This window comes from Halopiger xanaduensis SH-6 (assembly GCF_000217715.1).
GTDB lineage: Archaea > Halobacteriota > Halobacteria > Halobacteriales > Natrialbaceae > Halopiger > Halopiger xanaduensis.
On the sequence record NC_015666.1, the window covers coordinates 2,458,270 to 2,471,347 of the forward strand.

Sequence of the window (13,078 nt, forward strand, 5' to 3'; positions counted from 1 at the left end):
AGCGGCCGCAAAACAGAACCGCCCTCGAGGTACCGGCTCTACGCCTGGCCGCTGTCGCCTTCGTCGGTGAACTCGTCCGTCTCCTCGGAGACTGACGACTGGACGTCGTCCGTGTCGACCGGCGTGTTCAGTTCGTCCTGGTTGATCGCGTCGTCGAGCGTCTGGGTATCGGTCACCGCCTGCAGTCCATCTTCCTCGACGGCCGATTTGATCGACTCGGCGTCGATGGCCGAATCGAGCGTCGCGTCGTCGGCGTTCGTCTGGGATTTCAGCGCGCGGCGGACGGCGACGTAGCCGACCAGCACGAGCCCGCCCGAGGCGATCGCGCCCGGAATCCCGTAGCGTTTGTACCCGAACTTGACCGCTTTCTTGCCGACGGTAAAGGCGCCGATCATTGTATCATACCTTAGCTCGGACGCGAGAAGAGGCTAGGGCTTTCGTACGACGATGCGCGGCGCGGCGCCCTCGAGACGCTCGCTATCAGTCGAAATTCGGTGCCACGTCTGCAACCGCTTCCTGCAGCAACCGCAAGCCGAGATCGATTTCGCGCTCGGTAACGTCGAGCGGCGGGAGCAGCCGCAGCGTCTTGTGTCCACAGCCGAGCGTGAGGAACCCGCGTTTGAACGACGCCTCGAGGACGGCGTCGCGGCGCTCCTTGGTGTCGAACTCGACGGCGAGCATGAGGCCGCGACCGCGGACGTCGACGGCGCCGGGGAGGTCGCCGTCCTCGATGGCGTCCTCGAGCCCCGAACGCAGTTGCTGGCCTCGTTCGAGGACGTTCGAGAGCAGATTCTGTTCGTGGATGACGTCCAACGTCAGCGCGCCCTGCATCGAGGCGATAATGTCGCCCGCACCCCACGTCGAGGAGAGGCGGCTCTTCTGCTCGGGGAAGACGTCCGAGCGGGAAATCGTCGCGCCGACGCGCAGCCCCTTCCCTGCGGTGATGACGTCCGGCGTGAGATCGAGGTGGTCGACGGCCCAGAGTTCGCCGGTTCGGCCGACGCCGGACTGGATCTCGTCGACGACGACCTTGAGGTCGTAGCGCTCGCGCAGCGCCTCGAGGTCCCGCGCGAACTCGTCGTGGGCGACGCGGTAGCCGCCTTCGCCCTGGATCGGCTCGAGGATGAGGAAGGCGACCTCGTCGGGGTCGATCACGCCCTGCTCGGGGTGGAGTTTGTCGGCGACGACGTTGCCGCCGGGGCCGTCGGTCAGCCAGCGGTTCTCGTAGGCCGCTTCACTTCCGGGGTAGGGAACGCTGACGACGCCCGGTACTTCGGGGTAGCCGCGGCGGTGGACCGTCTTCGAACGGTTGAGCGAGAGCGCGCCCAGCGTCCGGCCGTGGAACGCGCCGTCGAAGGTGAACGCGCGGTGGCCGCCCGCGGCGTAGCAGATCTTGATCCCGTTCTCGACGGCCTCAGCGCCGGAGTTCGAGAGGAAGACCCGGTCCATGTCGTAGTGGTCCGTCGCGGCGACGAGCCGGTCCATCAGCTGGGAGGGACCGGGAAGTTCCGCGTCGGCCGGCGGTTCGGCGCCGTCGGTGCTCACGTAGAAGTCCTGGCCGGCGATCTTCAGCGGATCGACGAGGTCGAATTCCTCGAGTTTCTCGCGGACGACCGGGTTGTTGTACCCCAGCGGCGCGGCGGCGACGTGACTCGTGAAATCGAGCAGGACGTTCCCGTCGACGTCGGTACAGAAAGGACCGATCGCCTCGCGGCTCGTGTCCCAGACGAACTCGTAGACGTAGGTGCTCGGCGCGGCGAACTCGTGGTGGAAGTCGACCCACCGCTGCGCTCGCTCGCCGGGGAGCGCCTCGACCTGCGGTTCGACCGTCTCTCTGTCCATACCCTCCGTTTCGCGGAGGGCGAAGTAAAGGGATACGACTGCGTCGCCCTATACGATGAAAACGAGCGACGCCAGCGAGCCGCCGAGCAACAGCGCGACGCTGTAAATCGCGACCTGATTGCGGAACCCGTCGTTCGACGACGTCGCCGCCAACATCGCCTTGACGACGATGCTCGAGACCGTCGCGAGCAGGATGGCGATCGTCGCCTCGGCGGCCGCGAGTTGTCCGCCGCGGTAGAGGACGACCGCCGACGTGGTCGCGCCGGCGCTCGAGACGAAGCCGCTGGCGACGGCCGTCGCGTAGAAGCCGAGCGTACCGAAGGAACTCTCGGCGACCGATCCGAACACGAGCACGACGAGGAAGACCGCGCCGAACGCGAGGGCGTTTTTCAGGGAGAAGGGGCTCTCGAGATCCATCTCGCTGGATTGGCCCCAGTCGGCGGTCAGGCCCGCGATGGCGAAGGCGACGACGATGACGGCTCCGAGCGGGACGACCGCCTCGACGAGGACCGGACTCCCGCCGCCGATGGTGAATCCGACGGCGATCGCGAGGTTGCGCGCGGCCATCGCGGCGTTCGCGAGCAGGATGGCGGCGACGGCGTAGGAGGCCGCGTCGGGGCGCTGCCGGACGTGATCGAGCATCGTCCCGACGACGGCCGTCGACGATGCGAGGCCGCCGAAGAAACCCGTCACGGCGATGCCGCGGTCGCCGTAAGTCGAGACGATCGCGTAGTTGGCGATCCCGATTCCCGCGACCGCGACGACCATGAGCCAGATGACCGTCGGCTCGAGCGTGATCTCGGTGACCCCGAGGTTGAGGTCGTAACTGGACGGCAACAGCGGGTAGATGACGAATGCGAGGATCGCGAACTCGGTCGTCGAGCGCATCTCCTCGCGGGAGAGGCCCCACGCGAACTCGTGCAGTTCGCGCTTGAGAACGAGCAGCAGCGACGAGAGCACGGCCACCGTTACGCCCTCGATGATGTACTGTGCGGCGACGAGTGCGCCGACGCCGTAGGCGACGAGCATCGAGACCGAGGTCGTCAGCGAGAGTCCCGCGTCCTCGTCGCCGAGCAGTCCCTGCACCGCAAGCAGGACCCCCTGTACGATCACGAGGAACCCGCCCAGGATGAGCAGCCCCTCACCGACCGCGGTCTCGAGCGAGAGGATCGTAAAGACGGCGGCGAGCAGGCTGATCAGCGAGAACGTCCGAATGCCGGCGGACTTCTGTGACCACTCGCGCTCGAGACCGAGGAACATCCCCAGCGCGCCGGCCAGCGCGATCCGCACGACCGTCTCCTCGAGCGGCGCCTCGACGAGTTGCAGCGGAACCTCGTTCACTCTCGAACATTCGCTCCGATCGCACATAAACGGCGTGCTGGCGGTGCCGTTCGCGGTCGCCGAGCGAATCGACGGTCCCGTATCGACGATCGAACCGAGCTACGGTCGCGGTTCTCGCAGCCGTGATCCGTCCCGGGGGCAGTACTCGTAGCTCGACTCGGTCGTGCGAAAGCCGCATTCGGGACACTGCCGCATCGCCTGCGCGTCGGATGCAGTCCAGCGGCTGCGACTGAGGAGGAACGGAACGAACGGCAGAAAGAGAAACAGCAGTACCGTCTCGAGATAGATCCAGGCGGCGACGCTGACGAGTACGCTCAGCGCGAGACCGGCGAGCGCGGTGAGCGTTCGCGACGAAACCACGGTGCCCGTTTTAGAGGTCGACGTACTGGGCTTCCCAGCCCCGACGCGCCTCGAGTTCTCGCCGGCCGCGGCGAGTGAGCGTGTAGAAGTTCGTCCGGCGGTCGCGCCGTCCCTTCTCGACGAGGCCCTTGTCGACGAGCGTGTCGAGGTTCGGGTAGAGGCGCCCGTGGTGAATCTCCTTCTCGTAGTACTCCTCGAGCTCTTCCTTGATAGCCAGCCCGTGGGGTTCTTCCTCGCCGGCGATCACGTAGAGCAGGTCGCGCTGAAATCCTGTCAGGTCGTACATTGGGAAAGTCCGACTCGAACTTACTGTCGAATTTTAATAAGGCTATCGGGTCGTTACGAGTGAAACGGCGAAATACCGGGCGAATTCCCGGATAGTGAGCATCGTTTCGAATGATAATCGCCATGACTGATTTCCCTATCGTTCATACATAACGTGTAGTTCATGTTTACAGTACGGTGAATTTATTTCGGTATATTTATATTGGATTGAGCGAGACAGCGGCCAGTTGAACGGTATCGATTACTGTGTAGAACAACGCAGTCGCTCGGACGTGTAGTAAACAGGAAAGCAAATCGCGTGACGGGAAAAACGTCACGCGATCGCTTGCCGCCCTGAATTGGTCCCCGCTGACGCTTCGGCCCTCCAAGCGAAGCGTCACCTGAAAGAATTCGTTGATAGGACTTAAAGATAACGGAACGGGACGTGTCGGTGAACAGTCACGTATTTACATGTGTTCCTCTTCGAGCACCCAGCCGAGCGCGCGCTTGTAGTAGGTGAACATCTGCTCGACGCCGTCGTGGCGCATCTCGTCGCTCTCGAGGTGCTCCGTGAGAAATTCGTACTGCTCGCGGATTTCTTCCTCGTCGCGCATACGGGGTCCTACCGGAGACAACACCAAAATAGTAGGGCGAAGACGGGATCGGCGGGCCGTCGCTCGAGAACCGGTACGGTCGGTTCGACGGGTGCCGAATTCGAACGGAACTCCCTCGCGGTCGAGAGGAGTCGGAAGCGGCTGCGAGTGGCTTACTCGTTCGTCGTGTTCTCGTCGCTCTCGTTGTCGTCGGTCAGATTTCCGTCGGTTTCGTTATCGTCGCTCTCGTTGCCGTCAGTCTCGTTACCGTCCATCTCGCTGCCGGCTCCGCCCTCGCCGAGGGTCAGCGTGAGGTCCTCGTCCTCGCCCTCGATCGTGACCTCGTCCTCGGCTTCCTCGCCGTCGGATTCGGCGGTGACAGTGTAGTCGCCGTCCTCGAGTTCTTCGAACTCGACTTCGCCGTTTTCGTCGGTTTCGTCTTCCCAGCTTTCGCCGGTGCCGCCCATTTCGTCGTCGGTGGCGTTCTCGTCGCTCTCGTTGTCGTCGGTCTCGTTCCCTGCGTCCGACTCGTTGAGGGCGCTCTCGTTATCGTCGGTTTCGTTCTCGTCGGTCTCGTTGTCGTCGGTGGCGTTCTCGTCGCTCTCGTTGCCGTCCATCTCGTCGTCCATCATGCCGCCCGCGCCGTCGCCCTCAACCGAGACGGTGGCGCCTTCGACGGGTTCACCCTGGTCGTCCTCGACGGTGACCGTCAGCGTGTAGGTCTCCGTGTCGGTTTCGGTGTCGGTTTCGTTCTCGTCCTCGGTCTCGTTTTCGTCGCCGAGCTCGCTCTCGTTGTCCGACTCGTTGGTCGTGTCCATTCCGTCTTCTTCGGTTTCGTTGCCCTCTTCGCCGCCGTTTCCGCCGCCGCCGTCGGTACAGCCGGCCAGCACGAGCGCGCTGGTTGTACCTGCCGCGGCGACGAACTTGCGTCGGTTGAGTCTTTGATGGGACATATCTCCGGATAGAACGTTCCGGTTGGTTTCAGTGCGGCCTGCAACTGCCGTACGTTAATCACCTATTGAACGTCGTCCGGCCGCTCGTGACCGTCAGCGACGCTATACCGTCCATTTCTGAAAACCGTCATCGGTTCGAATGCTCCGGGCAGGGAGACACTCCCCGTCGGACGACGAGTCGCCGAACTGAGAGTGACCGACGGCGCTCCGGAGGGGCTTTTGGGATGCCGATCCTACCGTCGGGTATGAAGATCAGGGGCGAGCGCGAGTGCAAGGAGTGCGGGACTCGCTGGTCGTACTACGAGACCGGGAGCATCGGCTGTCCCGCCTGCGGCAGCATCCGCAGCGTCGGGATCGACGAGCGAACCGAACACACCGACCTGCAGGTCGCCTTCGATCTCACGGCGGTCCGCAGCGACATCGACGACGTCCCGACCGACGACCTCGCGGAGCGCGCACAGGAACGCTGCCGAGACTACGTCCGTCGCCGCGGGTTCGTCAACGCCGGCCAGCTTCGCGACCTCGACGACACTTACCTCGCCGCAACCGAGCTGCTGCACGTCGCCGACATCGTCGCACGCGAGATCCAACTGGACGATCGAGAGGAGCTGTACTTCCTCTCCTTGCTTCGCGACGCCGACGACGGCGAGCGTCCGCCCGTCGAGGAAGTGCCGACGACGCTCCGGACGGCCCGCGGACTCGCCTACGCCAACGCCGTCCGCGAGTACCGCCGCGACGTCCGCACCTGGATCGACGAACGCGACCGCGCCCTCACCACGAGCGAGCGCACCGCCCTCGAGACGCTCGGCGAACACGTCAAGCGGATCCGGATGCTCGACGGCGACGTCGAACCTCGAACCGCCGAACAGTTGATCGACGCGACCCGCGATCTGGCGAACGGCCTCCGGGGCGACGAACTGGCGTTCAGTCGCGCACAGGATCGGCTCGAGGGGCTCGAGTTTACTGCGGTCGAGTAACGAGAGGGCGTCTCTCGTCTCTCGAGGGGAGAAACAGAACAAAACTGAGGACTCGGCGAGATCAACTCGGGACAGTCGACAGTCGGCAGCGATTCAGGGCAGCTCGACGTCGATATCTTCCTGCAGGCTCGCGGCCTTGACCGTGTTGTAGAGCAACATCGCACGGGTCATCGGGCCGACGCCGCCGGGGACGGGCGTGATCGCGCTCGCCTTCTCTTTCGCGCTCTCGAACTCGACGTCGCCGACGAGTTCGTACCCCTTCTCGTTATCGGCGTCCACCCGGTTCACGCCGACGTCGATCACGACCGCGCCTTCGCCGACCATCGAACCGTCGACGAGTTGCGGCACGCCCGCGGCGGCGACGACGATATCGGCGCTGCGGGTCTTTTCGGCGAGGTCGTCCGTTCGCGAGTGACAGACCGTCACCGTCGCGTTGCCGTCGTCGGCCTTCTGGATCAGCAGGTTCGCGAGCGGCTTGCCGACGATGTCGGAGCGGCCGACGATCGTGACGTCCGTGCCCTCCGTGTCGACGTCCGCGGCCTCGAGCAGTTTCTGAACGCCGTGGGGCGTGCAGGGACGGAAGCGGGCGTCGCCGGCGACGAGGCGGCCGACGTTCTCGGGGTGGAAGCCGTCGACGTCCTTCGCGGGGTCGACCCGACGGATGACCTCGCGGTAGTCGACGTGGTCAGGGACGGGGGCCTGGACGATGTAGCCGTGGACGTCGTCGTTCCCGTTGAGTTCGCCGATCTCGTCGTACAGCGTCTCCGGGGGGGCGTCGCCGTCGACGTCGACGTGGTAGCTCTCGATCCCGACCTCCTCGCAGTCGCGCTGCTTCATGTTCACGTAGGTCTCGCTGGCGGGGTCGTCGCCCATCAGCACCGTCGCCAGCCCCGGCCGCGCGCCCGCGTCGGCGAGCGTCTCGATGGCGTCGGTCAGGTCCTCGCGAATCTGGCTCGCGACGGCGTTGCCGTCGATGATCTCGGTCATACTCGAGACGGCGACCGCGAGGCTCATTAACCCTCGGATTCGTGCTCAGAACAGTGCCCCAACCGGGGCAGTATATGCACAAGTGTGAATACATCTGACCGAGAGTGCCTGGAAAGACCGCTCGCTCGTGTCGGTCGGCGACCGGCGCTGGGACCTGCGCGGCCGCCCCTCAGCCGCGATCCGCCGTCCCCGGTTCCGAAATCTCCCACTCGGCCGTGTCGCGCGCGTCGGTCACGACGACGGCGTACTCCTCGAGGAGGTCGTTGTACTCGTCCGTCCCGGCCTCCCCGACTAGCTGCTCGGCCTGCCGCCGGTGCATCGTCCGCGCGACCTCGAGCGCGTCGAGATCGACGTCGACGTCGTGCTCCTCGAGCGCCGGCGCCAGCCGCTCGGTCCAGGCGTCGTCGGGGAGCAGGCAGACGGCTCGATCGTCGACCGACAGCGGCGGCTTCCCGGTGACGTGGTCACCCGCGCCGACGAGGTCGTGGGTCTCGATGGCCTCGAGGATGCCGACGACGTCGGCCTCGGGAACGTCGCTCGGCGCGTCGGCCATCACGTCGTCGAACGCGAGCGAGTCGATCGGCGCGTCCATCGTCTCGGGCCGGGGCGTCGGATCGCCGTCGCGTTCGTGCTCGATGGTCCCCTCGGCGACGGGGTCGCTGTCGTCCGGCGTATCCGGCAGCGGTTCGGCGCGGTAAGGTTCGCCGTCGTCGAACCGCACCGGAACGAGGCCGATCGTCTCCGCGGCCGTGATCGCGTCGAACAGCAGCGGCTGGGTCGCGTCGTAGGACTCGAGATCGATTCCCAACCCTTCGGGCGGCTCGGCCCGAACGAGGGCGTCGGGGACGGGTGCGACGATTTCGCCGCCCTCCTCGAGCAGTTGGCGCGGGTAGGGCGCGTCGGCGACCTGCTCGTCCGGGATGGCGCTACAGACGAGCATCGGCTGGTCCTCGTACTCGTCGACGCCCCAGTCGATCTGGTCGCCGGCCGCCGCGTCCATGAACTCGGCGACCGGCGTGAGCTCGAGCGCCAGTTCCGAGGCCGCCGACTCCTCGGTCTTCCGGAGCTCGAGCAGCCGATCGTCGTCGAGGATAGTGCCGGTCGGGCGCGTGGACATAGCGGCGGTACGACCGGTCGGAGCAAAAGCCGCGTGCCGGCGAGTGACAGGGACTAGGGGGGCTCGAGGGGACCCAACGTGTCGGCTAAAGCGTGACAGTCGGTACCACACCTTGTTACAATTTTATTAAATTTGGTGGTGTGTCACAGAGTATGTCGGATCCGTTCGGTCGCGCCATCCGCGACCACTACCGCGGCGAGCGCTCGGAACCGCTGCTCGATCGCGACGGCGACGACGTCCGCGAGCACCGCATCGAGCAGTGGTACTTCGGCGACCACGAGGAAGACGCGTGGCGAGACCAGTGGATCGAAGGGCCGGTCCTCGACATGGGCGCCGGCGCGGGGCGGGACGCGCTCTACTACCAGGCGCGGTTCGAGACCGTCGCGATCGAGGTCAGCGACCACCTCGTCGAGACGATGCGCGACCGCGGCGTCGAGGACGCCCGCCGAGCGGACATGTTCGCGCTCCGGGACCACTTCGATCGCGACCGGTTCCGGTCTGCCCACGCGAAAGGCACGCAGGTCGGGCTGGCCGGCTCGATGGCGGCTGTACGCGAATTTCTCGCGGACCTCGCGTACGTGACGACGCCGGACGCGACCACCATCCTCGACAACTACGCGCCGGAACTGGACGCGACGAGCGACGCCTTCGGCTACCGCGAGGATCCGACGCACGGCCTCGCGTACCGGGTCTACCACCTCGTCTACGAGGACGAGGTCGGCGACACGCTGCTCTTTCGACTGTTCAGCGTCGATCGGCTTCGCGAAGCGACGATCGGCACGCCCTGGGAGGTCGTCGCGACCAACTACGGCGACGTGCAGTGGCGCGCAGCGCTCGAGAAGCAGTGAGAACGAAAGAGGAAAATCGGCGGTTCGGTCGATTCGGGAGATCCAGCCGCAGATTACTCGTACAGCGGGTTCTCCTCGCAGAGCCCCTCGACTTCTTCGCGGACCTCGGCGATGACCGCGTCGTCCTCGAGGTTGTCGATCACTCGGGCGATCAGGTCGCCGACCTTGCGGCAGTCCTCCTCGTCGAAGCCGCGGGTCGTCAGCGCCGGCGTACCGGCGCGGATACCGCTCGGGTCGAACGGCGAGCGCGTCTCGCCGGGCACCGTGTTTCCGTTGAGGACGATGCCGGCCTCCTCGAGCGCTTCTTCGGCGTCGCCGCCGGAGGTGTCGGGATGGCTCTCGCGGAGGTCGACCAGCACGAGGTGGTTGTCGGTGCCGCCCGAGACCAGCGAGAAGCCGTGCTCGGACAGCGACTCGCCCAGGGCCTTCGCGTTCGCGACGGTCTGTTCGGCATAGTCCTCGAACTCGGGCTCGAGCGCTTCCTTGAAGCCGACCGCCTTGCCGGCGACGTTGTGCATCAGCGGGCCGCCCTGGCCGCCGGGGAAGACCGCCGAGTCGATGTCGTCGGCGTACTCCTCGTCGCACATGACGATGCCGCCGCGACCGGCGCGGATCGTCTTGTGGGTCGAACCGGTGACGAAGTCGGCGACGCCGACCGGCGAGGGGTGGACGCCCGCCGCCACGAGGCCGGTGATGTGAGCGATGTCCGCGAGGTGGAGCGCGTCGACGTCGTCGGCGACGTCCTGAATGCGTTCCCACTCGATCTCGCGCGGGTACGCGGAGTAGCCCGAGACGATGATGTCGGGCTCGAACTCCGCGGCGTGCTCGGCGAGGCTCTCGTAGTCGATATAGCCCGTCTCGGGGTCGACCTCGTACTGCTCGACCTCGTAGAGCTGGCCCGTGAAGTTCGCGGGGTGGCCGTGGCTCAGGTGGCCGCCGTGGTTGAGGTCCAGCGACAGGATCTTGTCGCCGGGCTCGAGCATCGCGAAGTAGACGGCCTGGTTGGCCTGCGTGCCGGCGTGGGGCTGGACGTTGACGTGCTCGGCGCCGAACAGCTCCGTCGCGCGCTCGATGGCGAGTTCCTCGACCTCGTCGGCGAACTCGCAGCCGCCGTAGTAGCGCTCGCCGGGGTAGCCCTCGGCGTACTTGTTCGTCAGGGCGCTCCCCTGGGCGTCGATGACGGCCTCGCTCGCGTGGTTCTCGCTGGCGATCATCTGCAGCGTCGACCGCTGGCGGTCGACCTCGTTCTCGAGCGCGTCGGCGACGTCGGGATCGACCTCCCGAACGTGGTCGTGTTCCATGTGCGTTGTGCGAACTGGGGACGGCATAAGTGTACCTTTTCGGCGGATTCGGTGCGGGCTCGAGCGGTCGATCGAGCTCGGAACCGCCGGACGAGAGCGCCCCCCATCGCCGCAACCAGTACCGATAAGTGACGGTTACAGTAAGTAAGATTAACTGAACGGGGTGACATGCAGTAGAGTACATGATCGAGTGGGAACGGGACCGCGAGACGCTCCACGTTCGCGACGTGGACAACGCTGCGGTGGCGGTCCGCGGCGAGTTCGCCGTCGTCGACGACGCGGTCGAGATGCCGCGGCCGATCGACGAAAGCGTCGTCGTGACCGCGAGCGAACTCCAGTTCCCACACGCCGTCTGCTACGCCTTCGCGCTCGGCTCCGACGACCGGTACGAACTCGATCCGCACGGCGATCCTGTCGCCCTCCCACCCGGCGAGTACGTCGTCGACGTCGACGCCGAAATCAAGGTCTACCTCCAGTTTACCGGCCGAGCGATCATCGAGCAGACGGACGACTTCGAGTCGATCGTCGTCTCCTTCCCGGAGCGAACCCGGGTGACGCTCGGCTTCCGGAGTCGCAACGAACTGCCGGTCGGCTCGATGACGGTGCCCGACGAGCCGGCGGCGATCGCCGAAGCGATCACGCACCTCGGCGCCGCCCACCGAACCGACGGCCCCGACAGAACGTATCCGACGCTCCGCGGGCATCCCCCGTTACTCGAGCCCGGCGACGAACTCGAGATTTCGGACTGCCTGCGGGCGGACGTCCCCGAGACGGGGATCGAACTCGCCGTCCCGCCCCGGTACGAACCGCTGTACGTGACGGCGCCGCTGGCCTACTACCTGCAGGCGTCCGTCCACGTCACCGACACGCTCGAGGGGGCGGACTGTCCCGACGGCGCTCGGCTGCGACTGCCCGAACAGGGTGTCGAGCGGCACCTCCCCGCGATGCCGGCCCTCGAGAGCGACGTCGAACGGCTGCTCCGGAAGACGTTCTTTCTGGACTGTCTGGTTCGGAACGCGGGGCCGTACGGCACCGCCCTCGGCGAGTGCAGCGTCCTCGACGCGCTCGGTCTCGACAGCGAGACGCTGTACGAGGCGCCGCCGGACGAACGCCTCGCGGCGTACCTCGACGTTCCCTTCGAGGCGATCGAACACCGACTCCCCGAGTGGCACCTCGCGACGTACGTCTGCCCCTCCTACGACAGCCTCGAGACGCTCCCGTTCCTGCTCGATCGAATGAGCCTGATCTACCGGCCCCGTACCACCGAACTCGAGGGGAAGGAACTCGTCGAACGCTCGCTCGAGGAGTTCTACCGCGGTCGCGGCGGCCTCGAGGACGGCGGCGGTGTCGCCGCCGGTGCCCCGAGCGGGACCGCGATCGACGCTCGGACGCCGACCGAATCCGGCGTCGAACTCGAGGCCGACGACCGCGCCAGAGCAAGTACCGGCCAGGTCGCCTCCGTCGACATCGTCAAACCGGAGCTCCGCCACGGCCGCACCCACGGCTGGCTCGCCGAGGGCGTCCCGATCGACGTCTTCAAATCCGCCCCCGAAGCCTACCGCAACCGACTCGACTACCTCGAGCGAGCGGAAGAGGGCGAGTCGACGTCGATTCGCGTCGTCCTCAACGACCCCGAGATGGCCGGCGAACACGACGACGTCGCCGCGATCTACCGGCGCCGCGCCCGGGAGCGCTCGATGGACGTCACCGTCGAAGAGTCGCTCGAGACGGCCGAACTCGCCCGCCTGTTCGAATCGGAGAACGACTTCGTCCACTACATCGGCCACTGCGAGACCTGCGGGCTGTGCTGTCCCGACGGATCGCTCTCGATCTCGTCGCTCGACCGCTGCCGGACCCAGACGTTCTTCCTCAACGCCTGCGGCTCCTTCTACGAGGGGAAGACGCTGGTCGAAAAGGGCAGCGTCGCCGGCGCGGTCACGTTCACGAAGGTCCTCAACGACCACGCGATCAAGGTCGGCTCGGCGTTCGCAACCTTCCTCGTCTACGGGTTCAGCATCGAACGCGCCATGCGCCTCGCGAGGCGACGGATCATGATGGGGAAGGACTACGCGGTCGTCGGCGACGGCACGCACTCGCTCGCGCAGGGGACGAATCCGTTTCCGACGACGATCACGATCGAACCGCTCCCCGACGGCCAGCGTGCACGCTCGCGGTCGCGACGGACGGGGTCCAGAACGGACTCGAGATCGGCGTCGACCACGCGCTCGCGGCCGCGCTCGAGCGGCGACGCAGATACTGCCCGATACCTGGTGACGTTCGACTGCTACTCGACGCGGACGACCGGGTCGTACTACGTCCCACACGCCGAGGCCACGGCCGCGACGCTGTGTGGCAACGAGTCGAACTTCGTTCTCTCGGCCCCGGAACTGGCGGCCCTGCTCGAAAACACGGAGGCCGCCGTCATCTACGACGGCGACGTCTACTGGTCGCGAGAACTGTGCGCTCGGTTCAGGGGCTGACGGTCGCTACGGACC

Annotated in this window: 13 protein-coding genes; 3 read left to right on the plus strand and 10 right to left on the minus strand. The window is 66.2% G+C overall.

Features of this window, described 5'->3' with window-relative positions; genetic code table 11:
* Nucleotides 1-38: 38 nt before the first annotated feature.
* The 7 genes from HALXA_RS11910 to HALXA_RS11935 form a co-directional block, all read right to left on the minus strand.
* Nucleotides 39-395, minus strand: coding sequence for a hypothetical protein (locus HALXA_RS11910; protein ID WP_013880620.1), 357 nt, complete (start codon nt 393-395; stop codon nt 39-41).
* 85 nt (nt 396-480) lie between these two features.
* On the minus strand, nt 481-1,842 hold the full coding sequence (locus tag HALXA_RS11915; RefSeq protein WP_013880621.1) for an aminotransferase class III-fold pyridoxal phosphate-dependent enzyme: 1,362 nt from the start codon (nt 1,840-1,842) through the stop codon (nt 481-483).
* A gap of 48 nt (nt 1,843-1,890) precedes the next feature.
* On the minus strand, nt 1,891-3,183 hold the full coding sequence (locus HALXA_RS11920; protein WP_013880622.1) for an MgtC/SapB family protein: 1,293 nt from the start codon (nt 3,181-3,183) through the stop codon (nt 1,891-1,893).
* A gap of 99 nt (nt 3,184-3,282) precedes the next feature.
* A complete protein-coding gene (locus HALXA_RS11925) occupies nt 3,283-3,543 on the minus strand; it encodes a hypothetical protein (RefSeq protein WP_013880623.1) in 261 nt (86 codons plus the stop codon).
* A gap of 10 nt (nt 3,544-3,553) precedes the next feature.
* Complete coding sequence (locus HALXA_RS11930; protein WP_013880624.1) at nt 3,554-3,829, minus strand: helix-turn-helix transcriptional regulator; 276 nt, start codon at nt 3,827-3,829, stop codon at nt 3,554-3,556.
* A 445-nt stretch (nt 3,830-4,274) separates the two neighbouring features.
* Nucleotides 4,275-4,421: a hypothetical protein gene (locus HALXA_RS22140; RefSeq protein WP_013880625.1), complete on the minus strand. Its 147-nt coding sequence runs from the start codon at nt 4,419-4,421 to the stop codon at nt 4,275-4,277.
* Between the two features lie 152 nt (nt 4,422-4,573).
* A complete protein-coding gene (locus tag HALXA_RS11935) occupies nt 4,574-5,353 on the minus strand; it encodes a hypothetical protein (RefSeq protein ID WP_013880626.1) in 780 nt (259 codons plus the stop codon).
* A gap of 245 nt (nt 5,354-5,598) precedes the next feature.
* Here HALXA_RS11935 and HALXA_RS11940 point away from each other — a divergent pair, with 245 nt between their 5' ends.
* Nucleotides 5,599-6,330, plus strand: a complete 732-nt coding sequence (locus HALXA_RS11940) for a DUF7117 family protein (protein ID WP_013880627.1) — start codon at nt 5,599-5,601, stop codon at nt 6,328-6,330.
* 93 nt (nt 6,331-6,423) lie between these two features.
* Here HALXA_RS11940 and HALXA_RS11945 read toward each other — a convergent pair whose 3' ends face one another.
* Both HALXA_RS11945 and HALXA_RS11950 read right to left on the minus strand, forming a co-directional pair.
* Nucleotides 6,424-7,317, minus strand: coding sequence for a bifunctional methylenetetrahydrofolate dehydrogenase/methenyltetrahydrofolate cyclohydrolase (locus tag HALXA_RS11945; protein WP_013880628.1), 894 nt, complete (start codon nt 7,315-7,317; stop codon nt 6,424-6,426).
* Between the two features lie 169 nt (nt 7,318-7,486).
* Nucleotides 7,487-8,434, minus strand: a complete 948-nt coding sequence (locus tag HALXA_RS11950) for a hypothetical protein (protein WP_013880629.1) — start codon at nt 8,432-8,434, stop codon at nt 7,487-7,489.
* 152 nt (nt 8,435-8,586) lie between these two features.
* On the opposite strand from HALXA_RS11950, the gene HALXA_RS11955 reads away from it, so the two are divergent.
* The gene (locus HALXA_RS11955; RefSeq protein WP_013880630.1) at nt 8,587-9,282 is read left to right on the plus strand and encodes a class I SAM-dependent methyltransferase; all 696 of its coding nucleotides are present in this window, start codon (nt 8,587-8,589) and stop codon (nt 9,280-9,282) included.
* 53 nt (nt 9,283-9,335) lie between these two features.
* Here HALXA_RS11955 and glyA read toward each other — a convergent pair whose 3' ends face one another.
* The gene (gene glyA, locus HALXA_RS11960) at nt 9,336-10,583 is read right to left on the minus strand and encodes a serine hydroxymethyltransferase (protein WP_013880631.1); all 1,248 of its coding nucleotides are present in this window, start codon (nt 10,581-10,583) and stop codon (nt 9,336-9,338) included.
* 182 nt (nt 10,584-10,765) lie between these two features.
* On the opposite strand from glyA, the gene HALXA_RS11965 reads away from it, so the two are divergent.
* Entirely contained in the window at nt 10,766-13,063 is a 2,298-nt protein-coding gene (locus HALXA_RS11965; RefSeq protein ID WP_013880632.1) for a hypothetical protein, read from the plus strand.
* Nucleotides 13,064-13,078 lie beyond the last annotated feature (15 nt).